This window comes from Gluconobacter morbifer G707 (assembly GCF_000234355.1).
Lineage (GTDB): Bacteria > Pseudomonadota > Alphaproteobacteria > Acetobacterales > Acetobacteraceae > Gluconobacter > Gluconobacter morbifer.
This window is the reverse complement of sequence record NZ_AGQV01000002.1, coordinates 108,450-129,629: the sequence shown is the minus strand read 5'-3', so window position 1 is coordinate 129,629 and position 21,180 is coordinate 108,450. Positions and strand designations below refer to the sequence as shown.

Sequence of the window (21,180 nt, the reverse complement as noted above, 5' to 3'; positions counted from 1 at the left end):
CTTCCCGCGGGGAGTTGTCAGATCAGTGCTTGGGCGAGGCCCGAGACTGGGTGACTGCGGAAGAAAAAAGGGTGGCGCGCCTTCCGATTGAAGGGCTCCGAAAGCGTCATGATAACGCAGAGTTATCTGACATGGCCCGTTGGGCGGCGTGTCAGATAACTCTGAATATCCCCCTGAAAGCCGTCAGATAATACCTGTTATCTGACGTTTTTTCATGCCTCAAATGAGGATGAAAACTTATATGTATCAATGACTTGTTAGAGAGTTGGACGAATGGCGCCAGCAGCGGCGGGGAAAACGCCCAATATCTCTGACGACGATCGTCTCATGAAAATGTGGCTCCACAACCGCTCCGAGAACACGGCTCGGGCCTATCGGGCGGACGTGGAATCTTTTCGTGCGTGGAGCGCCAAACCGTTCCTCGAGGTCACGCTTGAGGATCTGCAGGAATGGTACGACAGCCTTGAAGGCGCCGATGCTACGCGGAGACGAAAGCTCGCCTCCGTGAAATCGGCCCTGTCATTTGGCGTGCGCGTCGGCTTCCTGTCTGTTGACGTTGGCGCAGCGATCCGCATCGAGAAAGAGCGCGACCGTCTCAGTGAACGCATCCTCTCTGAGGAGGATGTCAGGAAGATGATCGACCAGGAGGAATGTCCGCGTCGTCGTGCGGCATTGAAGGTCTTGTACTTTCTTGGCCTTCGCATCTCCGAACTGTGCGGCCTGACCTGGAGAGATATGACACGGCGCCAACAGGGGGGCATCGCCTCTGTGTTTGGCAAAGGGAACAAGACGCGGAGCGTCCCGGTTCCTGCAAAGCTGTGGAAAGAGCTCGTGGCGCTGAGAGTCGACAACCGCAGCAATGCGCCGGTTGTCCCCGGCCACGACGGGGGCCCGCTTCATTTGAGAGCAGCAAATCGCCTCGTGAAGCGGGCCGCGCGGCGTGCCGGATTGTCAGAAGCGATTTCACCGCACTGGCTCCGGCACGCCAATGCATCACATGCCTTGGACAACGGCGCTCCTGCGCATGTTGTCCAGGCGACGCTTGGACACAGTTCCTTGGCTACCACGACAAGATATACCCACGTCCGCGACGGGGACGGTTCGGGAAATTACCTGAGAGATTGACCTTCACGTGGTGTGGAGTGTGGTCTCTCCGCTTGGGAAATAGACAATGCCGCCTCGTTCCACTCGCCATCCTGCTCCCTCGCGTCGTCCAGCTCAGGCCGATCATGCTCCCCGCTATCGGAGACGCCCGGAAACACTGGACGAGATCCGAGCTGAAAACGTCGACTTCTGGGTCCGGGCAGCGCATCGATACGAGCGGATCGCACGAAACTCCCGCATCCCGGGGATCCGAGTTTGGGCCGCCAGGGAAGCGGACCATGCCCATGGCGTGGCGCAAACCCGGCGCGATGAACAGCTGCATGAGGTATCCTGATGAGCAATGTTCCTGACGGTTTCATGGAAGATGCGGCCGGCCGCCTTGTGCCTGTCGCAAACGTTCGGCCTGAAGATCTCCTTCAGGATGAACTGGTGCGAGGTCTTGTGGCGAAAGCCTGCGGCCTTCGAGAGCAGATGGTCTCGTTTCGTCGCGATGGGATGATCGAGATCCAGAGCTTCCTCGATCTGCTCGCTGAGAAGTATGGCGCCAAGCGCGGGGGCAGCAAAGGGAATGTCTCCCTCAAGACGTATGACGGACGTCTGCGGGTTCTGGTGGCGATCGGGGACTTCATCACGTTCGGACCCGAATTGCAGATCGCCAAGGATCTGATCGATAGCTGTCTTACGCGCTGGAGTGAGGGCGCAAACCAGAACATCAAAGCGATCGTGCTGGATGCTTTCGATGTCGGCAAGGAAGGCCGGCTGAACACCACCAAGATCCTTGGCTTGCGCCGCTACAGCATCGAGGATGAAGAATGGATGCGCGCAATGGATGCTATCACCGCATCTGTGCGGATCGACTCAACGCGCAGTTATCTGCGTTTCTATGAGCGGCCCGAGGGCAGCGAAAGCTATCAGCAAATTCCCCTGGAACTGGCTAAGGCTTGAAGTGGGTGCCATCAAAGGCACCCACTGGACTTACTGCTTCTTCACCGTTCGGGTGATTGTGATCCGTTCCTGCGCTACTTCCTTCTGACTTGCCCCTTTCCTCTGGCCGGGAAGCTGGGGCTCACTGTCACGGATCCGATATTTCTGAACTGAGTCCATGCAGTCGCCAACCGCCTCGGCATAGGACATGTTCTTTTGTCCTGCGACAATATCCTCAAGTGAAGCTTCCCACATCGGTGGTAGTGGCATTCCCATCTGCTCCCAGGCCCAGAGCGCATCTGCTTCGCCAAAGATCAGGCGCGTTTCACGGATGAAGGCGATCCGGTCAGAAAGATTTTCGGAGGCCCAGACCGGAAGAACGGGTGGCACAGTTGGTCCCATTGAGAACGATCCCGTTTTACGGATCGTTGGGAGGACTTCTGACGTGACCCATTTTTTGAAGCGCTTGGCTGATGCCTTGCGGCTCGTAAAGATCAGGCTGTAGAGACCGCTTTCGTTGATGATCGTGCGATCTGCGTTGAGATTCCCACTATCGCTATTAACGATAGTCGCCTTTTCGTCGTCATCGAGCCTGGTAGCGGCATGTGGAGCATTCTTAATCTCTAGAGCAGCGCAAACATCGGTGAGCATCCACCAAGGCTGTCCATCTTGCATCACTACACGGACAGAATGATTTTCGAAGTTGAAAGGGACGAGGCCGCTCATGACAGCCCCCTTTCGGCCAAGGCGATAACATCTGCGGCGAAGGCGTGGATGAATGTGATTTCCGGGTCTTCCGGGTGGGCTTCAAACTCATCGATGTAAACAGGCAGGTACAGTAGAACGGTCTGTGCCTTGGCGTGCAAGCCTGTCAGGGAGGTTGCGGGCGTCTCAGAAAGCTTTTGCAGAAGCTGATCAGACGCCTCTACGAGTTCTGTCCTGAGTGCTTCCTCTGCCCGTGCCGCCGGTGAGCCAAATGGCAACAGTGGTGCGAAATCAAGGCGGACTACCTCCTGACGAACTGCTCTGTATTGAGTGCAAAGTCTCACAACCTGAGCATCGGGGTTTTTAGAGGCAGCATGAGCGACACTCACGGCTGGCAAAGAAGCAAGTCCGGCGAGCATAGCCCGACGGGATGTGGTAGAGGCGTGATTAGCCTTTGGCATGGGGGGTCTTCCCTTGTCGGAGGTTAGGGCGGCTCAGGAAGGTTGGATTTCCTGTTGCCGCCCGGACTATATGCGCGTATATAGTATGCAATGTCAACACTTATTGCGCGCAAAAAGATGGGACGCCCTAGGGTCGAGAGCGAGGAAGTTCGCTCTCGCGTGCAGCAGCCCTTGCTTGGTGAACTGGACGTATGGGCTGAGACTCACAACCTCTCCCGTGCCGAAGCCATCCGCCGCTTGTTAAAAATTGGAATTGAAGCAAGCAAAGAAGAGTAGTTATCTGATGCCCTCAACCTCGATTTTATTGAGGTACTTACAGAGGGTATTATGAAGCATCTTTTTATTGCAGTTTGGTTATCTGCAAGCGGAATTGCTTATGCGCAAAACATCTCTAGCATTGAAAACAGGGATTTTTTGGAAGCAAATGATAGTTGCTCGTTTCCTAGTGTAGACGCTTCTACTCAGTTCAATGCTTGCCAAACTGTTCTCTCTTTGAACGGTGCACTGAATAAAAAGGGAGTATGCCATGCTCCCGAAAGCTACATTGGCCGTGACTGGGTATCTTGCAAAGAGTTGGGGACGCCTTCGCAAGGGGAACGATTAAGCCTAGACACAGAAACTATAGGACTGGTCGTACATCCTCGCTCTGATGTGGTTGTAGAATGTAAAACCGCAGAAACTCTTCGCGGTATTCTTCCCTCTATTCATAATATTTCCAGATCATCTGAGATGGAAACAGCCCTTGAAGGTTATAATTGTGGTTTTGCGTCTACTGGTAGCACCATGAAAATTTTGGGCTACGGAAACCACATGGTCCACGTCGAAATACTTTTAGATGGTACTGATCATCCATCACCGATAATGGCTTGGCTTCAAGTAAATGATCTTGCATCTGGGCCTGCTCATTAAGACGGCCTTTAGATAAAGCATGCGCGGCTTTTCTGCATTCTTGAGAGAATGACATGTATCAACATATTCATGTCGAAGTGGGCTCCGATAACAGCAATTCGTTCGATTGTAGCTTCTGATGCCAAACGCTCCTGACCGCTACCGTCCTGCTGGCTGGAGGCAGCCCCTGCGTAACCAGCAATATGACCGTCATCGGGGATCTGCTTCCGCGAGAGGGTATGACAGAAAGTGGCAGGCATTCCGCAAATGGTTCCTGATCAGAAACCCTCTTTGCCACGATTGTAGGCGTGAGCAGCTGCTCACGCCTGCGACGGAGGTCCACCACATTCAGAAGTTGCGCGATGCCCCTGACCGTCGGCTCGATGCAACCAACTGTATGGCACTGTGCCATTCCTGCCACAGCACACGCACAGCGTGTGGCGAATAGGTAACACAACCCCCGGTAGGGGGGTCATTTACTTGGCCCTCCGACCGTTTGTGGACCGCGTCTTAATCTTTTTTTCGTGCGGCCATAATGGAGGAAAAAAGTTATGGGGCGTCCTCCGAAGCCAACGCACCTGAAAGTGGTGTCAGGCACGTTGCGCAAGCATCGGCAGAATCCTGCTGAACCGAAGCCGAAAAAATCCCGGTTGAGTGCCCCTTCTCATCTTCCGAAGCGTGCGAAGGCTGCGTGGACGAAAGCGCACAAATTACTCACGGACATGGGTGTTCTCACCAGCGCAGATGGTGCAGCGCTCGAAGCATTATGCCTGGCCATCTCTGACGAATGGGAAGCGCGTGACTCTCTGGCACGCTCGATCACCTATCAGAAGCTGGTCGATGATACAGACGAAAGCGGAAAAAAAACCTCTCGTCTGGAAGAGCACACGATCGCTGAGGGAGGCTCCCAGACCTACGTCACGATCGGCAAGAGCGGACCAATGGTGCGCATGCGCCCTGAAGTGGCGGCAATAGCTGATGCAAATAGACGGGTGGCAATGTGGCTCGCGAGGTTCGGCCTGACGCCGGCAGACCGGTCAAGGGTCGGAGCCGCAGAGGAGAAAAAGGAAAACCCGTTCGCCGATCTCGGCTGAAGCTCGACAGCAAACACGTCGAACTGGCGGAACAATATGCCCGCGACGTTCTGGCTGGCGTCATCCCAGCCTGTAAATGGGTCCGCCTCGCCTGTGAACGTTTTGAGCGCGACCTTCTGCGGGCAGACGAAGAAGACTTTCCCTATGAACTGAATTTCCGCAAGGGCGCGAAGATCTGTCGCTTTGTGGAGCTCATGCCCCATACCAAAGGGAAATGGGCTCAGAAGCGCGAACTGATTGTCCTTGAACCCTGGCAGGCGTTCATCCTGGTCAATGCATTTGGCTGGACGCGGAAAAGCGATGGGCTTCGGCGGTTCCGCGTTGTCATGGTCGTCGTCCCCCGCAAAAACGGCAAGTCAGCTCTCTCGGCGCCAGTGGGTCTGTATATGCTGGCGGCAGATGATGAATACGGCGCTGAGGTTTATTGCGGCGCCACCAGCGAAAAGCAGGCCTGGGAGGTGTTCCGCCCAGCTTCAGAGATGGCGCGCAAGACGCCTGAATATCGGTCCCAGTATGGTGTTCGAGTAAATGCTTCGAACATCAACGTGTTGAGCACGTCTTCGCGCTTTGAGCCCGTTATCGGGAAACCTGGGGACGGTTCATCGCCCTCATGCGCTATTGTGGATGAGTACCATGAGCATGCCACATCGGATTTGTGGGATACGATGCTCACCGGTATGGGCGCGCGTGATCAACCGCTCATGTGGGGTATCACCACGGCCGGCTCCAACATTGCCGGCCCCTGCTACGACCAGATCCTCACAGGCCGAAAAGTCCTTGAGCAGGTCTTCGAGGATGACACGCTTTTCTACATCGAGTGGACGATCGATGATGGAGATGACTGGACCGACCCCGCCTCTCTTCGAAAGGCCAATCCAAACATCGGGGTTTCGGTCAACGAAGAATTCTTGCTGACCCGACAGAAAGACGCCATTCGCAACCCCCGTCTTCAGGCAACATTCAAGACAAAGCATCTCAATGTCTGGGTGAATAGCCGGTCCGGATTTTTCAACGTCCAGTCCTGGAATGATTGCAGGAAAGAAGGCTTTGATGCCTACGACTATCACGGTCGAACGGCAGTCATCGCCCTAGATCTCGCATCCAAGAATGATATCGCCGCCATGCAGGTGCTCATCCCCCTGGAAGATGGGCGCTTTGCCACCTTCGGAAAATACTACCTCCCGGAGGCGGCTCTCGATGTTCCGGCCAATGAGCACTACCGAGGCTGGGCAAATTCCGCAGATCCATCCTTGATCGTGACTGACGGCAACATGATCGACTTCAAGCGTATTGAGGACGATCTGGAGGAGATCCGGCAGCAATTCACAGTGGCAGAAGTTGTCTTCGATCCGGCTCAAGCAACCATGCTTGTAACAAGCCTGATGGATAAAGGCGTTACGGTCATCCAGTTCGATCAGAACGCCCGGAATTATTCAGAACCTATGAAGCAGGTTGCAGCTGAGATCGATGCCGGGAAATTCGAGCATGGGTGCGAGAAGAATGACCCTATGACCTGGATGATGTCGAACGTAGAGGCCCGAGAAGACGGAAAAGAACAGGTCTTTCCTCGGAAGGCACGTCCAGAGAACAAGATCGACGGCCCCGTCGCTCTCATAATGGCCCGCTCCCGTTATCTGGGAGGGGAAAGTACAGGCTCCGTTTACGAAGAAAGGGGGCTGCTTGCATTCTAATACCCAGGAGAAGCCCGGATGCCATCTCGCACCAGGCGCCGCGTGGAGCCGTATCTAACGATGCCGCAACGCCGCCAGAAGGCGGATAGCGTGGCTCCGACTGATTTCAGCCTTGCATGGCCAAACCCCAATATGATGGGGATGTTCGGTGGATGGACAGGTTCCAGCGGAATACCTGTCACCCCGCTGACAGCGATGCAGGTCTCGACGGTTTATGGTTGTGTCAAAGCCAAGGCCGAGGACATGGGGAAATTACCACTTCTCCTCAAAAGGTCGTTGCCTGGCGGAGGCGCCATCGTGGATACCTCCCACCCCCTAAACGCTCTCCTGGCACAGCCCAATGGGTGGCAGACCCCTTTTGAATTCATCAGCTACATGGTCACAGCCCTGGAGCTGCGTGGAAACGCTTATGCGGTCATTGTCAGAGGCAAAGCCGGGCAGCCTCTCGGACTGATCCCTCTCAATCCAGACCGCGTGAATGTCCTGCTCTCCCCCAAGGGCTGGCTGTATTACAACGTCAGCCATCCCCAACTTGGAGACGGGCTCACGCTGCATGGCGATGATGTGCTCCATATTCGCAACATCTCCATTGACGGGGGCTATCTGGGACTGAGCCCGATTGCGATTGCCCAGGATACGATTGGCATAGCGCTTGCCGCCCAGGCACATGGTGCAACCCTGTTTCGAAACGGGGCGCAGCTGGGGGGCGTCCTGAGCTCACCGAACAAACTCTCTTCCGAAGCAGCGCAGCGAATGGCGCAGTCCTGGAAAGACCTGTATGGGGGCGTCGAAAACAGCAGCAAAGTTGCCGTTCTTGAGGAAGGGGTAAAGTTCGACAAGATTGCGATGACGTCTGAAGAAGCTCAGTTCCTAGAGACAAGGCGTTTCGCAGTCCCGGACATCTGTCGACTCTTTCGTACGCCGCCTCACAAGGTGTTCGATATGTCGGACGCTCATTATTCGAACTTCGAGAATGCCAACCAGGCTTATATCGATGATGCCTTGGCGCCGATGGCAGTTCGTTTTGAGCAAGGAGCCCGTCAGAAGCTTCTTTTCGATGACGAACGTTCGAAGCTCTTTTTTGAATTCGACTTCAAGGCGCTCCTGAGGGGAGACCAGCAGTCACGTTTTACAGCCTACAAGACGGCTCTGGATGGTCTGTTCATGACCCGCAATGAAGTACGGATCAGGGAAGGAATGAACCCTGTCCCAGGTGGGGACGAGTTTATCATTCCCCTGAACATGGCTGATCCGGGAGGAAAACCGGAAACCAAGCCGCCTCCGACCGCCGCGGCTCCAGTCGCGCCGGCACCTGCCACCGAAGACGTCAGCAGTGCGGATGGTCCGCCAGGACCTGCCCAGAACGTCGTTGGAGACTGATTCATGTCACGCATCACGCCATTGCGACGCTTCAAGTCGCTGGCGCGGAAAGGCGATCCACTGCCGGCGGATTTACGGATCCGAAAGCAGGTTGCTCTTTCCGACATTTCCCAGACGGGAGACAGGCGTCTGCGCTTTACCATCTCGACTGACGCTATCGACCGGGATGCAGACGTCATTGATCCAGCAGGGTGGGATCTGACGGAATACAGGAAGAATCCTGTGGTTCTTTATGCCCACGACGCGGAAAATTTTCCGGTTGGTAAAAGCGTTCAGGTGGATGTCACAGACAACCTCCTCTGGGCTGAGGTCGAATTCATCTCTCCCGATGTCCCCCTTGCCGGCCCGCGCGCTGATGCCGTGTTTCAGATGTGCCAAGGAGGCTTTCTGAACGCTGCAAGTGTCGGTTTTCATCCGGTTGATTTCGAGTTTTCCTCGGAGCGGATGGATGATTTCGGCATGGATTTCACCCGTCAGAAGCTTCTGGAATGGTCCATCGTGACGATCCCTTCCAATCCGGAAGCCCTGATCGAACCTCCCCAGCAAACAGACCAGGACGTCGCTGTCAGTGCTGAGGATCAGAACATTTCCATGGGAAGCGAGGCACGCAGCAACACTGCCTCTCGCCGGAAACGACTTCTCATGATGCGCGCCCGAGCCGCTCTGGTCTGAAGACCAGGCCGCCAGCGTGATTGCCGGTCTAGCCGGCCTTTTCTGAAAATACGGATATATTGATGCGCAAGCTGCATGAACTTCGCCGCAAGAAGGCGAATCTCGCTGCTGGAATGAAGACCCTCGCACAGAAGGCTGCAGACCTGCCGGAAGGTGAAGAACTGTCGAAGGAAGACAGTGACCGGTTCGATGAACTGGAGAGCCAGATTGCGGACCTTGGCAAGCGTATCGACCTCTGCGAGCGCGCTCAGGAAGCCGAGGGCGATAATGCAGAGCCGGCAGACCCACAGGATCCGGAAGATCCCGAGGACCCAGAGGACCCCGAGGATCCGGAAGACCGAGAAGAAGCCGAGAAGGCTCTTGCCCGTCTTCGTCGGAAGGGGGCCGGAGCTGGCCGAGCCGCTCCGACGCCCAAGCCGAAATTCGAGAAGGGTGTCGTCTTTGCCGGCATCGCCAAGATGATGGCAAAGGGCGGCGGAAATGCCCATCTTGCTGCCCTCGAGGCGAAGAGCGTCTATGGCGAAAACCATCCCGTCACCAAGGCTCTGAATACCGGCTCCGGGCCGGGCGGTGGCTTCATCGTCCCACCTGATTACGTGGCCGAGATCATCGAGCTTCTTCGTGCCCAGACTGTTGTGCGAGCGGCTGGTCCACGCGGGCTGCCAATGCCGCGTGGCACCATGACCCTGCCGCGCCAGAGCCAGGCTGCCACAGCAGGCTATGGTGCAGAGTTGGCGTCTATCCCGGTCAGTGAGCAGCGCCTTGACCAGATCGTGGCCAGCTACAAAAAGCTGACAGCCCTCGTCCCCGTCTCGAATGACCTCATGCGTTACAGTGATCCCGCAGTGGATGCGTTTGTGCGTGACGATATCGTGCAGGTTATGGCTCGGCGAGAAGATCTGGCCTTTATCCGTGGCGATGGCCTGAATGACAGCCCCCGCGGTTTCAAATCCTTCTGCCTGGCTTCTTCGATCATTTCGGCCAGTTCGGATGTTTCGCTCGCAACGGTCAATTCGGCTCTGACGGGTGCCATCACTCGTCTGCGCATGGCCAACATCACGGTTCAGAAGCCGTGCTGGATCATGAATCCGCGCAGCGAGATGTTCCTCTATTCGCTGCTCAATGCCTATGGGCAGTACGTCTATCGCGACGAGATGAATGACGGAAAGATCCTTGGCATCCCTTACAAGACCACGACACAGATCCCCACCAATCTGACGATCAGTTCGGTCACCGGGTGCTCTGAGATCTATCTGGTGGAAATGACCCAGGCTCTTCTTCTGGATTCCATGTCCATGGAACTGAGTGTTTCCCGAGAGGCCTCCTATCAGGATCTGGATGGGAACACCGTTTCGACGTTCCAGCAGGATCAGACCCTCGTCCGCGCCATCTCGGAGCATGATTTCCAGATGAGGCACGACGAAGCGATTGCCATGGTCCAGGGCGTAACCTGGCAGCCGTCCTGACGGCCGACGTCACACTTTTCAACTTCTACGGATATAGACCATGGATATCGTTGGCCTTCGGGATCCAAAATCCTACTTTTCGGCGGTCGCAGCTGCGGCCGTCGTCAATGCGGTTGCGGGAGGCGCGGGAAATGCTGCCGCCGTAACAGGCATCACCATCGATCTGGTGGCTTTGGGTGTCCCTCAGTCGCTTGTGTTTCTTCTTCAGTCTTCCGCAACTCTCTCCGCTGCCGCGACACTCAGCCTGACGGACATCACGTTCCAGACGAGCGGGGATGGTGTGACGTGGGAGCCTTACGAATCATCCTACGGCGATCCTGCTGATCCAGGTGTTGTCGGTACCGGCGCCACGGGAGGCAGTACCGTGGAGACGGTTACTGGCCTTGAGGTCTATGTGGCGTCTGCCCAGCAGTACTTCCGGATCCTGTTCACGCCGACGCTGTCGGCCTCTGAAAAGGATACCGCGACCATTATGGCAGCGGTCATTGCGGCAGGCTTTGCCCGCTACCCTGCGGCCTAAAGGAGCCTCTGATGAACTCGACTGATGCGAGTGTGACATTCCTCCGGCGCCAGGGCGTCGGTGGAAACACCTATAATGCTGGTGAATCCGCAAGCTTTCCGCGCCCGATCTGTGAAAAGCTGATCCGGCTGAAGCTTGCGAAGCCCTACGAAGATCTTCTCGCCAAGGAAGACCGTACCACCAAGGTCTCGGCACCGGTTCGGAAGGCCTAAGCCATGGATACCGCCCTTACGGTGGTGTCCCCTCCTTCGTGCGAGCCAGTCTCCCTGGAAAGACTGCGGCGCCATACTCGTATCGATTACGAGGATGATGACGATCTATTGGCCATATATCTGGCTACGGCTCGCACTTTGGCTGAACAATACCTGTCGCGGGCGCTGATCACACAGACTCTTCAGTGGTCTGTGGGTCGGCGCTTGATGCCTCAGGCGGCTGGCCCCACGCCTTATGCCCCACTCTTTTTTCCAGGTGGAAATGCCTTCGGGTTGCCGCGCCTTGGCCGGACACCGCTTGAACTGCCCCGCAGCCCGGTCGTGTCAGTGAGTAGCGTCAGTCTGATGCGTCCGGATGGTACAACGCAGCTTCTGGCTTCAGACAAATACATTCTCGATAATGTCCTGCAGCCAGCCCATCTTCGGATCCTGCCTGATGCAATTGAAGGGCCTATCCAGCATCTGAGCACGATTTTCGAAGCTGGGTATGGAGCCGACCCTTCTGTGATTCCGGTTCCAATCGTGCAGGCAGTGATGATGATCGCGTCGTATCTCTACGAAAACCGGGGGGATACGGATGCACAGATCCCTGCTGCGGCAGAGGCTCTCCTAGCTCCATACCGGCTGATAACCTTCGGAGGGTAGAATGGCTGAGAGTGAGTCGGTTCGAATAGGCCGGCTGCGCTGGCCACTTCTTCTGGCGACGCGACAGCAAGTTGCACAGGCCCTCGATGAGGGAACAGGCATCATTGAAACTCTGGGGAATGTCCAGAAAGTGCGCGGCGATGTGCAGCCAGTAGGAGCCCTTAGCTTCTGGGCGGCTGCAGGCGGTATCGAACAGGTCGATGGTGCGCCAATAACCCATCGGATTTTTATCCGATGGCTGGATGCCGTCACCAATGCTGACGCCATTATCCGACAGACAAAGCGAGTTGATCAAAGCATCCGCATGGAGATCTTCCGGATACGGCGCATGCGGGAAATCGCCGGTAGGAAACGCTTCGTCATTCTGGAATGCCAGCTTGAGAAAGAAAACGACCCATGGCCGATGCCATAAATCTTCGGATTACGGTCGATGCAGCGGCTCTTCAGTTCGATAAGAAGGCTCTCAAGGCTTCCCTCATGGTGGCCGGGCGGGAAGTCGCCAAACAAGCCCGCTCTGATATTCGCAAGAGCATCGGGACGGGCCGTGTTTATCGAGGGCCAGGCGGGTCAGCTGCCAGATACCGAGGAGGCTATAAAAAAGGCCTCCATCAGGCTTCTTCTCCAGGACAATCGCCCACCAGCATCACTGGCACACTCTCGCGCTCGATAAAGGTCCGGGCGTTCCGCAGCGGCGAAGGCGTGTCGATCAGGGACACCGCTTTCTATGCACTGTTTCTTGAAAAAGGAGCGCAAGGAGGCGGACGGCTGAGTTCAGGCGGGAAAAGGATCCGCGGCAAAAGTGGCATCGGAACGATAAGACGTCTTGAGCCACGACCCTTCCTCACCCGCGCGCTGGGTGAAAGTGAGGAGAGCATAGAGCCTCGCCTGGAAGCTGCTGCCCGAGCCGGGATCAGGATGGTCAGAAAGAAACGATGAACATCGACACGATAATCCGGCAGGTGAAAGCTTACGCTGGCGTCTTCAACGGCCAGGTGGCCGGAGCGGCAGAGTACGCGATGGCCAACGATACAACCTGGATGCAGCCACCTTGTGCGTTTGTGATTCCTCTCGAAGACGAACCGGAAGGGAACCAGGTTCAGAATAGTCTGGTCCAGAAGGTAACTGAAACGGTTGGGATTATCGTTTTTCTCGATAACAGCTCTGACCGACGGGGACAGAAAACGGCAACCCTGGCCGTAAATGATGTCAAGAAATCCCTTTTTTCCGCCATTCTGAACTGGCGTCCTGATGACATTTGCGCCTCACAGGGCTTTCGCTATGCCCGAGGCGGTCTTCTCGGCGATCCAAACCGTGCCCGTCTGGCATGGCAGTTCGATTTCGCAATCGATGTCACGATTTCGGCTGCAGACGGCTTCCAAATTGGCGCCCCTCCCCTGATCGAGATCGACATTGAAACGGTCGATCAGTCCGGAACGCCAGGGCTGTCATTCCGGGTGCCGGATCTCAATCCTTCTGGGAAATCCAATGATTACTCTCAAACCTCGGGCGGGTCTGAAGATCCGCGACTACGTCACCCATGAACTGATCCCGGACAGCGGCATCCAGGTGCAAGCCATCGGAGAACAGCCCAGGGCGGCTTATTGGAAGCGTCTCCTTCGCGACAAGGATGTCGAAATCGTTTCTCCGGCCGCTCCATCGGCTGCACCGGCGCCTGAAGCTGCTCCGGCCGTTCTCACGAAACCGCAGGCCTGATGTATGTCGATTACCTTCAAAAGCCTTGATCTCACGCAGCGGACACATGGCGTATTCGCTGAGGTTGATCCGCAATACGTAAGCGGAGATCAGATCCAGCGGACTTTGATCCTCGGACCTATGCTCTCGTCGGGAACAACCACTCCCGATGTGCCGTTTCTGGCCACGGGAAAAAGCGCTGTCGATGCCGCCTGTGGTGTCGGTTCCGTGCCAGCATTGATGTATCGGCAGTATATCCTGCAGGATCCTACGGCGACGATCTATATTCTCCCGCAGTCTGAAGACAGTACGGCGGTCGCGGCCAAAGGAACCATCACCGTTGCCGGCACAGCGACAGCGGGCGGAACCATTGCGTTATATCTTGCCGGCACGAAAATCCAGATTGGAGTGGCTAGCGGATCCGACGCGACAACGGTAGCAGCTGCCATCGTCGCCAAGATTAACGCAACCGCCAACGTTCCGGTATCGGTGAGCTCTAGTGCCGGTGTCATCACCCTGACGTCTCTCAACAAGGGAGAAGTCGGCAACGAGATTGATGTCCGTTTCAACTATCTCGGGACTGCCGGAGGCGAAAGCACGCCGGCTGGCCTGACCCTGTCAGTTTCGGCATTGACCGGAGGCGAGACAAATCCTTCAGACAGTCTGTCCAGTGGGCTGACCAATCTGTCTGACAAGACGTTCGATTTCATCGTTTCGCCTTATACTGACAGCACGTCACTCGGCCTCCTTGAGGCACTTCTGGATGAGACGTCCGGACGATGGTCCTGGGCTCAGATGCTTTATGGCGGTTACTTCTGTGGCGTCCGCGGCACGGCTGGCACATTGTCGACCTTCGGCAATGGGCGGGATGAGTTCACTGGGACTGGTATGGGGTTTGACGACAGCCCCAGCCCCGCATGGCTGTGGGGAGCAGATTATATGGGGGCGGCCGCAGCCAGCCTTCGTGCAGATCCTGGCGTGCCGCTGCAGGAACTGGTCCTGAATGTTCTGGCGCCGCCTGTGGAAAGTCGTTTCGATCTCTCCATTCGAAATACCCTTCTGTACGATGGTATTTCGACGTTTGTGGTGAATGATGCAGGTCAGGTTGTTATCGACCGTGCCATCACTTTTTGGCAGACGAATACGTCTGGCGCGCCCGACATTACATGGCTGAACGTCGAAACGCCTTACAGCCTTGTCTATATCATCCGTGATATTCAGGCCTTTCTGAAAGCCCGTTACGGCCGCAAAAAGCTCGTTGCCGATGGGACGGATATTTCTGGCGGCTCCAATATGGTGACGTCCCAGACGATCCTGGCAGCGGCTGTCGGTCGCTATAAGACCCTCTGCGACAACGGGTTCGCCCAGGGGTATGAAACATTCAAGGCGAACGCCTCAGCAGAAAACATGGGCAACGGAACAGTGGCTCTCATGCTGCCATTCCACCTTGTTGATCAGCTTCGGATGATTGCCATCAAGGTCAACTTCATCAGTGGAGTCTCTGCCTAATGGCCGGCATTTACACTTCTGCCCCGAACTCCATGGCTGTCCGGGCTGGTACAGTCTCGGTTGAAATCGAGGGCATTGCAGTCGATGTCGCATCCGAGCTGACATACGATGCCACGACGAAAAAACGTGAAGTTCTCACGGGCCAGTCTGGTGTGCAGGGTTATTCTGAAACCCCGAAACCGGGCTTTATCTCCTTCATGATGCGCGACAGCGGTGGCCTTTCTCAGGCCGCGATTGTCGATATCGGTGCAGTCACGGTCGTAGCGGTCCTGGCCAACGGGAAGACCGTAGTCGGAACGAATGTGATCGCTACCGATGTCGCAGGCGTGAACACAGCAGAAGGCACGTTTGAGGTCCGCTTTGACGGGGTTGTGACGGAGATCACGAAATGAACTTCGAATCCTATGAGCTCGCTGCCCCGATTTCATTCGAAGGCGGACAGATCCAAACCCTGTCCATCCAGGAACCTGATGCGCTGAAGCTTTGCAATGCTCAGCGGGCCATCGAGGTCGATGCCAATCCGGAAGCCATGTCGATTTTTGCTCGCGACATCGTCGTGGCGTGTTGCGGCATAAGTTCGAAGGTCGCTGATCTCCTTCCTCTGGGAGTTACCGCGGCCATTTCCGATTTGGTCATGACGACCATTATGGCTGAAGTCGATGGTTTCGAATTTGATCCTTCACAGGATACGATCGAACTGAATCCTCCGGTCAACGTAGGCACGATCGGTTACTCGGAACTGTACGTCCGAAGCGCCACAACCGGGGAAATGATCAAGGCGAATTCGAACCTTCGTAATTCCCAGGGCCCCGCCTCTGACCTGAAATACCGTATGTCTCTGGTCAGCCAAGTCTGCGGCATTCCCATCACGACCGTTCATAAATTCCCGGCCTCGACTGTGTATAAGACTGCCAAGGTGATCGAGGTTTTTACGAACGATGGCCGCGGAACTGGAAACAGCTGATCTGGGATCTGGCGTATCATTTCCGCTGCGGTCCGGATCCTTTCTGGGGCATGACGGGTGAAGAGCTTGTCGAGGCCGCTCAGCAGGCTACCCGCCAGATTGCCGCCCAAAGGCCTCCTTCATAGAGGACGCCATTCCCTCTCACGATAAATACGATAAGCAGGAGCGGACATGGCCGGTGGAAAGGGCTTCAGTGTCACCATCACCGCCGTCGACAAGGTCACAAAGACACTCGACGATATCACCAAGAAGACCCGCGAAACCTTCCAGCCTTTTCGAAATCTCTATGCTTCCGTCAATCGCCTCTCACAGGTGTCAGGCCTCAATCAGGTTGGCAATTCACTACGCGATGTAGGCCGAGGTGCAAGGGATGTCTTTGATCGGGTAAGCTCGATCGTCGCTCCGCTCGGGGCCATTACGGGTGCGGCCAGTCTGGCAGGCATGTATCGTATGGTCGCCGCATGGTCGCAGTGGGGATCGCAGCTTCGCTTTGCCTCCCAGGGGATCGGGGTTTCGACACAGCGGCTTTCTTCCTGGGAAGCTGCGGCCCAGATAGCAGGCGCCTCTGCCGGGACCATGACATCCGCTCTCCGAGGCCTCGGGCAGAACATGTACGACGCCGTAGGCGGACGAAATGCCAGTTTTGTGGCCCTGATGAACGGCTGGCATATCGCTTTTCGCAAGACTGCTCTTGAGGGACGCAACGCATCCGAGGTGTTCCCCAAGATTGCCGAGCGCATAGCGGCTCTCAAAGATCCCTTCGCCCAGTCCCAGGCCGCTGCGATCGCCTTCGGAGGTGCGGGCGAAGCGCTGCTGCCATTCCTGAGGCGTGGCGCCCAGGGGATGAGGGACTATCAGCGCGAAGCGGAGCGCTATCTTCATGTCACCCCTCAGACGACGGCCGCGGCAGATGCCTTCAGAATGGCGCAGACGCGCCTGACCCTTGCCGTACAAGGGCTAGGAAACCGGATATCTGAACGTCTCTCCCCTACCCTGACCCCTCTTCTGAATCAGTTTGCGGAATGGCTTGCAACCAGTCCTCAGGTGACCACGGCCGTAAACACGCTCGGCACTGCCGTTGAGCAATTTGCGTCATGGGTTCGAGCCATAAACTGGCAGAGTGTTGGTCATGAGCTTCAGATCTGGGGCCAGAGGATCAGCGCTCTGACAGGCTTGGTAGGTGGCCCAGAGAATGCCTTGAAAGGCCTGGTCGCCTTCATGACCGGGTCTATGCTTCTCAAAATGGCTGCGCCTTGGACCCATCTTGCGCTGGCGATCGGTCGAGTTGGCCTCACCATTGCTCAAGTGGCCGGCGTTTTCACCCCTCAAGGCCTCCTGATTTCTACCTCTGCCGCACTCATTGGTGCTGGCGCACTTGGGATCTACAAGCACTGGGCAGGAATATCCCAGTTCTTTTCGAACATGTGGGCAAACGTCCGGGCCTCGTTTGATGACGCCTGGGAACATATTTCCCACACGATTGACCTCTTCAGAAACAGCTGGATCGGCCATGCAGTCGGCGGCATCGCACGAGGGATGAGCCGTGCCGCGCACGCCGTGATGGGTCTGGCAAGTCCAGGCGTTCCGTATCAGGCTGGCACGCTCCTGAAAGACACAGGTGCAAACCAGCAGCAATACCAGACCTTCGCCAGATCTGTCGCCGGTATCGAAGGCGCCCGTTACGACCAGATGGGCGGCTCAAGCGGTCGGTTTGCAGGCCGATATCAGATGGGATCTCAAGAGATCTCTGAAGCCGCGCGGTACCTTGGTGTCCAAGAGCCCACCCGTCAGCAGTTCCTGGGCAACCCAGGCATGCAGGAGCAGTTCTTTGAAGCCTATACTGATATGCATGCGCGTTATCTGTCTCAGCACAGCGCTGCTTATCGGAATGCCTCTCCTCAAGAGAAACTCTCCATTCTTGGTTATGCGCATAACCAGGGCGCAGGTGGGGCTGCCAAATGGCTTGAGACGGGACGCGCCGGACATGATGCTTACGGAACATCAGGGACAAGGTATTCTGATTCCGTTTCCTTGAATCTATCCCGGCGCCCCTCTGGCGAGACGGTCAATATCACGCCGTCCAGCGGGACAACTGCTGGGGCAAGCGGCTCGATGACCATCCAGGTACAGGCGGCTCCAGGAACCCATGCCAGCGTGCTGAGCAAGGAGGGCGCCATTCACGATGCCCGTGTAGTGCATAACAATGTGACGGGCGTAATGGCATGAGTGAGAGCCTACTCTCAGTTCTTGGTGCGGCCAGAGATCTTACGTCCTGGCTCGACACGCTCCTCCCTGCCTCCTGGCGCGGAATAGAGTTCGCAGTTGAACGCTCTGAGACCCGGCGCGGACGACGCACGGCAGTCCACGAATATCCTTTCCGGAATACGGTCTGGGTCGAAGATCTCGGCCGCGGCGTGAGGTCTTACGCCTTCACAGGCTTCGTCGTCGGTGATGACTGCTATGAACGGGAACAGGCCCTTCTTGAGGCTTCTGAAACGCCGGGATCCGGAGTCCTCATTCATCCCACTCTGGGTACGCTGACGGTTGCGCTGGTTGGGCCGCTTGTCACGGAGCAGGAAGCAGAACGCGGGCGGTGTGTCAGTCTTCGCTTCGAATTCGTGGAAACCTCGGATGCTCTTTATCCGACCAGCAGTTCGGATACTCAATCGCTTGTCGCATCCTGTATCACGTCGCTGTTTGGGCAGGCCGGATCAGATTTTGTCTCAGGGGTTTCTGATGCCCTGACAGAAGGTGCAGAAGTTCTTTCTTCTGCGGTTTCAACCGCCAATGACTGGGTCGCTGCCGTCGTTCCTTTGGCGTCCGATGCAGGAATCATCGCCTCTGCCGTAGCAGGACTGTCCGGAAACTATGGACGATACTCTACAGGAAACCGAAACAGCTATTTTTCCGATATCACGACCACGGATGAAGCCATTGCAGCCGTAGTTGACGCGCGAGCCAAAGTTCAGACCGCGGCAGGAACCGTTGTTACGGCCTCCAAGAATCTGACAGACGGCGGTTCGTCGCTATGCTCAGCCGCATCTGAGCTGACGGAGGCTCTTAGAGCATGCTGCAATGATCCAGCAGACGCCCTGAGACTCCTGATGAGTCTGTGTGAGTGGGTTCCCGCGACAATAGCCTCGTCGGCGCCAATCGGTGGGGCAATCCAGACAATGCAGACATGTATGGGTCAGCTTTTCCGGCGTGTAGCGCTGGCTTCTCTTGCGCAGGCCTGTGCAGATTATCAGCCCTCTTCCTATGATGATGCCATCACGGTCAGAGGCACTGTAGTTACCATCTATGATGCGGCTGTGCTTGATGCCGGGGATGCGGGGCAGGACCAGGCCTATCTGGGTCTGCGCGCACTTCGTACCAGCGTCGCTCTCGATCTGACAGAACGCGGTGCAAGCCTTGCGCGTCTGATGACTGTTGAAACGCCTCTTCCAATGCCCGCGAACGTTCTCGCTTATCGTCTCTATGGAGATGCCACGCGAGCTGATGATCTGGTGGCGAGAGCCAACCCGGTGCACCCCGCCTTCATGCCAACCCGCTTCAGGGCCCTGAGTTCGTAGGAGAACCGCCATGTCCGTTTCATATGTCACGGTGAAGGGCCATCGGACGAATAGCGGACGTGATCCGAACACTCTCTATTTGGAAGTTGCTGGCCAGCTCTGGAGCGGTTGGCAGGAGGTGCGGGTAACCCGTGGGGTTGAGCGCATGCCCTCTGATTTTGATGTGCTGCTGACAGAGGTTTATCCCCTTTCCTCCACGCGCCTGGTTGTTCAGCCAGGGCAAGCCTGCGTTGTTTGGCTCGGAGATAGCAGGGTCATAACTGGCTATGTCGATCGCTATACACCTTCCATTTCACCGGGCGATCATTCGATCCGGATTTCAGGCCGGGGAAAATGTGAGGATATCGTCGACTGCTCGGCCATAATCACCGGCATGGCCTTGGGAGGGTTCGACGGGGACAATGCGGAGGCATTGATTTCTGGTCTGGTCACCAAATTCGGGATTGAAGTGATCAACACCATCACTTCTGACGCAGCAAAGGCAAACCAGACAGTCCCGCAATTCAATGTAAACCTTGGGGAAACCCCTTGGGAAATCATCGACCGGATATCTCGGTGGGGCCAGTTCCTTTGCTATGAGAATCCCTTCGGGAATCTGGTTTTGGCTCAGGTCGGGACAAAGAAGGCTTCAAGCGGATTTTGCGAAGGGCTTAACGTCGAGGGTGCATCACGGACCCTCGCCTATGACCAGAGATTTTCTGTCTACTATGCCTTTATCCAGGCGACTGATCAGTTCTCGCAGCAGCTAAGTGCTGACATCCAATCCGCTCCCCCTGTTTATGATGTGGACATCACCAGATATCGACCTAAGGCAATCATCTCTGAGCAGACCCTCAATGGGCAGGATATTGCCAAAATGCGCCTCGACTGGGAGCTGGCTCGCCGTGTCGGCCAATCTCAGGCAGTTACGCTTACCTGCGACAGCTGGCGGGACAGTTCCGGGGAACTCTGGACGCCAAATACTCTCGCCTATGTCAATCTTCCGTCGCTCAAGCTTGAAAACAAGACCTGGATAATTGGCGAGGTGACTTACCGGCGCGGGCCGGACGGCACACATGCAGATCTGACGCTGATGCCGCCTGAGGCATACATGCCAGAACCCAATGTCCTGATGGCTCAATTCCCGCAGATCACGACAGCAGAAGGAGGATCTGCAACGAAATGATGCCACCATACATGCAGCGCCTTTTCAGGCGCATCCAGGGCATTTTCCAGGTTGGTACGGTCAGTGTAGCGGGTGATGATGCAGGAGAGGTCCAGACCGCTCAGGTCACTGTCTCGGGCCGGTCGGTCCGTAACGGACTGCCAGTAGTCCAGCAATATGGGTTCAGCGCTGTTTTACCTGCCGGCACTGATGCAGTCATTCTAAGCATCTCTGGAGATGCTTCAAACGGAGCTATCATAGGCACGCTCAACAAAGCTGCGCGTCCTAAGAACCTTGCTCAAGGTCAGGTTTGTATTTTCACCGAGGGTGGCGACCAGATCCTTCTGGATAATAGTGGTGGAACTGGAATCGTCATGAAACCTGCGGCAGGGAAAGTGAAGATTGAGGGTGATCTTGATGTGACCGGAGACGCCAACATCACAGGTGATGCCGTCATTGGAGGGATCAGCTTTGAAAAGCACGTGCACAGAATTCCATCAGGCGCGGATCTGACTGAAGAACCTCAATAGTGAGAAG

At 56.2% G+C, this 21,180-nt stretch carries 27 protein-coding genes; 24 read left to right on the top strand and 3 right to left on the bottom strand.

Annotation, left to right across the window (positions count from 1 at the left end; genetic code table 11):
* Positions 1-273: 273 nt before the first annotated feature.
* Genes GMO_RS05465 through GMO_RS05460 form a run of 3 tightly spaced genes read left to right on the top strand, consistent with a single transcriptional unit; the run spans position 274 to position 2,049 of the window.
* Entirely contained in the window at positions 274-1,125 is an 852-nt protein-coding gene (locus tag GMO_RS05465) for a tyrosine-type recombinase/integrase (RefSeq protein WP_040508326.1), read from the top strand.
* Positions 1,126-1,171: 46 nt separating this feature from the next.
* Complete coding sequence (locus tag GMO_RS14535; RefSeq protein ID WP_083813617.1) at positions 1,172-1,438, top strand: hypothetical protein; 267 nt, start codon at positions 1,172-1,174, stop codon at positions 1,436-1,438.
* Positions 1,438-2,049, top strand: a complete 612-nt coding sequence (locus GMO_RS05460) for a DUF3164 family protein (protein WP_008851313.1) — start codon at positions 1,438-1,440, stop codon at positions 2,047-2,049. The genes GMO_RS14535 and GMO_RS05460 overlap by 1 nt, the downstream gene beginning before the upstream one ends.
* Before the next feature lie 30 nt (positions 2,050-2,079).
* Here GMO_RS05460 and GMO_RS13525 read toward each other — a convergent pair whose 3' ends face one another.
* Positions 2,080-2,754: a BRO-N domain-containing protein gene (locus tag GMO_RS13525; RefSeq protein WP_050801414.1), complete on the bottom strand. Its 675-nt coding sequence runs from the start codon at positions 2,752-2,754 to the stop codon at positions 2,080-2,082.
* Positions 2,751-3,194 carry a hypothetical protein gene (locus GMO_RS14150; RefSeq protein ID WP_139064391.1) on the bottom strand — a complete coding sequence of 148 codons (444 nt, stop codon included), beginning with the start codon at positions 3,192-3,194 and terminating at the stop codon, positions 2,751-2,753. The genes GMO_RS13525 and GMO_RS14150 overlap by 4 nt, the downstream gene beginning before the upstream one ends.
* Before the next feature lie 327 nt (positions 3,195-3,521).
* On the opposite strand from GMO_RS14150, the gene GMO_RS14145 reads away from it, so the two are divergent.
* Positions 3,522-4,103 (top strand): hypothetical protein, encoded by a 582-nt coding sequence (locus tag GMO_RS14145; protein ID WP_139064390.1) that lies wholly within the window; start codon positions 3,522-3,524, stop codon positions 4,101-4,103.
* Between the two features lie 8 nt (positions 4,104-4,111).
* Here GMO_RS14145 and GMO_RS14655 read toward each other — a convergent pair whose 3' ends face one another.
* On the bottom strand, positions 4,112-4,342 hold the full coding sequence (locus GMO_RS14655) for a hypothetical protein (RefSeq protein ID WP_040508321.1): 231 nt from the start codon (positions 4,340-4,342) through the stop codon (positions 4,112-4,114).
* Here GMO_RS14655 and GMO_RS14960 point away from each other — a divergent pair.
* The 20 genes from GMO_RS14960 (at position 4,270) to GMO_RS05345 (ending at position 21,173) form a co-directional block, all read left to right on the top strand.
* Positions 4,270-4,530, top strand: coding sequence for an HNH endonuclease (locus tag GMO_RS14960; protein WP_408734794.1), 261 nt, complete (start codon positions 4,270-4,272; stop codon positions 4,528-4,530). The genes GMO_RS14655 and GMO_RS14960 overlap by 73 nt on opposite strands.
* Positions 4,531-4,633: 103 nt before the next feature.
* Positions 4,634-5,176 carry a phage terminase small subunit P27 family gene (locus GMO_RS05435; protein WP_040508319.1) on the top strand — a complete coding sequence of 181 codons (543 nt, stop codon included), beginning with the start codon at positions 4,634-4,636 and terminating at the stop codon, positions 5,174-5,176.
* Between the two features lie 194 nt (positions 5,177-5,370).
* Positions 5,371-6,867 carry a terminase large subunit gene (locus GMO_RS05430; protein ID WP_008851309.1) on the top strand — a complete coding sequence of 499 codons (1,497 nt, stop codon included), beginning with the start codon at positions 5,371-5,373 and terminating at the stop codon, positions 6,865-6,867.
* Positions 6,868-6,885: 18 nt separating this feature from the next.
* On the top strand, positions 6,886-8,247 hold the full coding sequence (locus GMO_RS05425) for a phage portal protein (RefSeq protein WP_050801413.1): 1,362 nt from the start codon (positions 6,886-6,888) through the stop codon (positions 8,245-8,247).
* 3 nt (positions 8,248-8,250) lie between these two features.
* Positions 8,251-8,919 (top strand): HK97 family phage prohead protease, encoded by a 669-nt coding sequence (locus GMO_RS05420; protein ID WP_008851307.1) that lies wholly within the window; start codon positions 8,251-8,253, stop codon positions 8,917-8,919.
* A gap of 62 nt (positions 8,920-8,981) precedes the next feature.
* Positions 8,982-10,385, top strand: coding sequence for a phage major capsid protein (locus GMO_RS05415; protein WP_008851306.1), 1,404 nt, complete (start codon positions 8,982-8,984; stop codon positions 10,383-10,385).
* A gap of 40 nt (positions 10,386-10,425) precedes the next feature.
* Positions 10,426-10,905, top strand: a complete 480-nt coding sequence (locus GMO_RS05410) for a hypothetical protein (RefSeq protein ID WP_008851305.1) — start codon at positions 10,426-10,428, stop codon at positions 10,903-10,905.
* A gap of 11 nt (positions 10,906-10,916) precedes the next feature.
* Positions 10,917-11,117, top strand: a complete 201-nt coding sequence (locus GMO_RS05405; RefSeq protein ID WP_040508317.1) for a hypothetical protein — start codon at positions 10,917-10,919, stop codon at positions 11,115-11,117.
* 3 nt (positions 11,118-11,120) lie between these two features.
* Positions 11,121-11,762, top strand: a complete 642-nt coding sequence (locus GMO_RS05400) for a head-tail connector protein (RefSeq protein WP_083813615.1) — start codon at positions 11,121-11,123, stop codon at positions 11,760-11,762.
* A 1-nt stretch (position 11,763) separates the two neighbouring features.
* Positions 11,764-12,174, top strand: a complete 411-nt coding sequence (locus tag GMO_RS05395) for a phage head completion protein (RefSeq protein WP_040508313.1) — start codon at positions 11,764-11,766, stop codon at positions 12,172-12,174.
* On the top strand, positions 12,159-12,698 hold the full coding sequence (locus GMO_RS05390; RefSeq protein WP_040508312.1) for a hypothetical protein: 540 nt from the start codon (positions 12,159-12,161) through the stop codon (positions 12,696-12,698). Before GMO_RS05395 ends, GMO_RS05390 begins: the two co-directional genes overlap by 16 nt.
* Entirely contained in the window at positions 12,695-13,303 is a 609-nt protein-coding gene (locus tag GMO_RS05385) for a phage tail terminator protein (protein WP_008851301.1), read from the top strand. Before GMO_RS05390 ends, GMO_RS05385 begins: the two co-directional genes overlap by 4 nt.
* Positions 13,248-13,475 carry a DUF2635 domain-containing protein gene (locus GMO_RS05380; protein WP_040508311.1) on the top strand — a complete coding sequence of 76 codons (228 nt, stop codon included), beginning with the start codon at positions 13,248-13,250 and terminating at the stop codon, positions 13,473-13,475. Before GMO_RS05385 ends, GMO_RS05380 begins: the two co-directional genes overlap by 56 nt.
* A 3-nt stretch (positions 13,476-13,478) precedes the next feature.
* Entirely contained in the window at positions 13,479-14,963 is a 1,485-nt protein-coding gene (locus GMO_RS05375; RefSeq protein WP_040508309.1) for a phage tail sheath subtilisin-like domain-containing protein, read from the top strand.
* Positions 14,963-15,355 (top strand): phage tail tube protein, encoded by a 393-nt coding sequence (locus GMO_RS05370; protein ID WP_008851298.1) that lies wholly within the window; start codon positions 14,963-14,965, stop codon positions 15,353-15,355. Before GMO_RS05375 ends, GMO_RS05370 begins: the two co-directional genes overlap by 1 nt.
* Positions 15,352-15,927, top strand: coding sequence for a hypothetical protein (locus GMO_RS05365; RefSeq protein WP_008851297.1), 576 nt, complete (start codon positions 15,352-15,354; stop codon positions 15,925-15,927). The genes GMO_RS05370 and GMO_RS05365 overlap by 4 nt, the downstream gene beginning before the upstream one ends.
* Before the next feature lie 171 nt (positions 15,928-16,098).
* On the top strand, positions 16,099-18,153 hold the full coding sequence (locus GMO_RS05360; RefSeq protein ID WP_008851296.1) for a phage tail tape measure protein: 2,055 nt from the start codon (positions 16,099-16,101) through the stop codon (positions 18,151-18,153).
* A complete protein-coding gene (locus GMO_RS13520) occupies positions 18,150-19,499 on the top strand; it encodes a DNA circularization protein (protein ID WP_008851295.1) in 1,350 nt (449 codons plus the stop codon). The genes GMO_RS05360 and GMO_RS13520 overlap by 4 nt, the downstream gene beginning before the upstream one ends.
* A 10-nt stretch (positions 19,500-19,509) precedes the next feature.
* Positions 19,510-20,664 carry a phage baseplate assembly protein gene (locus GMO_RS05350; RefSeq protein ID WP_008851294.1) on the top strand — a complete coding sequence of 385 codons (1,155 nt, stop codon included), beginning with the start codon at positions 19,510-19,512 and terminating at the stop codon, positions 20,662-20,664.
* 11 nt (positions 20,665-20,675) lie between these two features.
* Positions 20,676-21,173, top strand: a complete 498-nt coding sequence (locus tag GMO_RS05345; RefSeq protein ID WP_175282588.1) for a phage baseplate assembly protein domain-containing protein — start codon at positions 20,676-20,678, stop codon at positions 21,171-21,173.
* Positions 21,174-21,180 lie beyond the last annotated feature (7 nt).

What these genes read in the sequence shown, in the direction of transcription:
- GMO_RS05430 (WP_008851309.1), top strand. Translation starts at nt 5,371, where the DNA reads ATGCCCCATACCAAAGGGAAATGGGCTCAGAAGCGCGAACTGATTGTC.
- GMO_RS05380 (WP_040508311.1), top strand. Translation starts at nt 13,248, where the DNA reads ATGATTACTCTCAAACCTCGGGCGGGTCTGAAGATCCGCGACTACGTC.
- GMO_RS05400 (WP_083813615.1), top strand. Translation starts at nt 11,121, where the DNA reads ATGGATACCGCCCTTACGGTGGTGTCCCCTCCTTCGTGCGAGCCAGTC.
- GMO_RS05435 (WP_040508319.1), top strand. Translation starts at nt 4,634, where the DNA reads ATGGGGCGTCCTCCGAAGCCAACGCACCTGAAAGTGGTGTCAGGCACG.
- GMO_RS05465 (WP_040508326.1), top strand. Translation starts at nt 274, where the DNA reads ATGGCGCCAGCAGCGGCGGGGAAAACGCCCAATATCTCTGACGACGAT.
- GMO_RS05415 (WP_008851306.1), top strand. Translation starts at nt 8,982, where the DNA reads ATGCGCAAGCTGCATGAACTTCGCCGCAAGAAGGCGAATCTCGCTGCT.
- GMO_RS05360 (WP_008851296.1), top strand. Translation starts at nt 16,099, where the DNA reads ATGGCCGGTGGAAAGGGCTTCAGTGTCACCATCACCGCCGTCGACAAG.
- GMO_RS05350 (WP_008851294.1), top strand. Translation starts at nt 19,510, where the DNA reads ATGTCCGTTTCATATGTCACGGTGAAGGGCCATCGGACGAATAGCGGA.
- GMO_RS05390 (WP_040508312.1), top strand. Translation starts at nt 12,159, where the DNA reads ATGGCCGATGCCATAAATCTTCGGATTACGGTCGATGCAGCGGCTCTT.
- GMO_RS05370 (WP_008851298.1), top strand. Translation starts at nt 14,963, where the DNA reads ATGGCCGGCATTTACACTTCTGCCCCGAACTCCATGGCTGTCCGGGCT.
- GMO_RS14655 (WP_040508321.1), bottom strand. Translation starts at nt 4,342, where the DNA reads ATGCCTGCCACTTTCTGTCATACCCTCTCGCGGAAGCAGATCCCCGAT.
- GMO_RS13525 (WP_050801414.1), bottom strand. Translation starts at nt 2,754, where the DNA reads ATGAGCGGCCTCGTCCCTTTCAACTTCGAAAATCATTCTGTCCGTGTA.
- GMO_RS05410 (WP_008851305.1), top strand. Translation starts at nt 10,426, where the DNA reads ATGGATATCGTTGGCCTTCGGGATCCAAAATCCTACTTTTCGGCGGTC.
- GMO_RS05425 (WP_050801413.1), top strand. Translation starts at nt 6,886, where the DNA reads ATGCCATCTCGCACCAGGCGCCGCGTGGAGCCGTATCTAACGATGCCG.
- GMO_RS05460 (WP_008851313.1), top strand. Translation starts at nt 1,438, where the DNA reads ATGAGCAATGTTCCTGACGGTTTCATGGAAGATGCGGCCGGCCGCCTT.
- GMO_RS05405 (WP_040508317.1), top strand. Translation starts at nt 10,917, where the DNA reads ATGAACTCGACTGATGCGAGTGTGACATTCCTCCGGCGCCAGGGCGTC.
- GMO_RS05395 (WP_040508313.1), top strand. Translation starts at nt 11,764, where the DNA reads ATGGCTGAGAGTGAGTCGGTTCGAATAGGCCGGCTGCGCTGGCCACTT.
- GMO_RS05345 (WP_175282588.1), top strand. Translation starts at nt 20,676, where the DNA reads ATGCAGCGCCTTTTCAGGCGCATCCAGGGCATTTTCCAGGTTGGTACG.
- GMO_RS05365 (WP_008851297.1), top strand. Translation starts at nt 15,352, where the DNA reads ATGAACTTCGAATCCTATGAGCTCGCTGCCCCGATTTCATTCGAAGGC.
- GMO_RS05420 (WP_008851307.1), top strand. Translation starts at nt 8,251, where the DNA reads ATGTCACGCATCACGCCATTGCGACGCTTCAAGTCGCTGGCGCGGAAA.
- GMO_RS05385 (WP_008851301.1), top strand. Translation starts at nt 12,695, where the DNA reads ATGAACATCGACACGATAATCCGGCAGGTGAAAGCTTACGCTGGCGTC.
- GMO_RS05375 (WP_040508309.1), top strand. Translation starts at nt 13,479, where the DNA reads ATGTCGATTACCTTCAAAAGCCTTGATCTCACGCAGCGGACACATGGC.
- GMO_RS14535 (WP_083813617.1), top strand. Translation starts at nt 1,172, where the DNA reads ATGCCGCCTCGTTCCACTCGCCATCCTGCTCCCTCGCGTCGTCCAGCT.
- GMO_RS14145 (WP_139064390.1), top strand. Translation starts at nt 3,522, where the DNA reads ATGAAGCATCTTTTTATTGCAGTTTGGTTATCTGCAAGCGGAATTGCT.
- GMO_RS14150 (WP_139064391.1), bottom strand. Translation starts at nt 3,194, where the DNA reads ATGCCAAAGGCTAATCACGCCTCTACCACATCCCGTCGGGCTATGCTC.
- GMO_RS13520 (WP_008851295.1), top strand. Translation starts at nt 18,150, where the DNA reads ATGAGTGAGAGCCTACTCTCAGTTCTTGGTGCGGCCAGAGATCTTACG.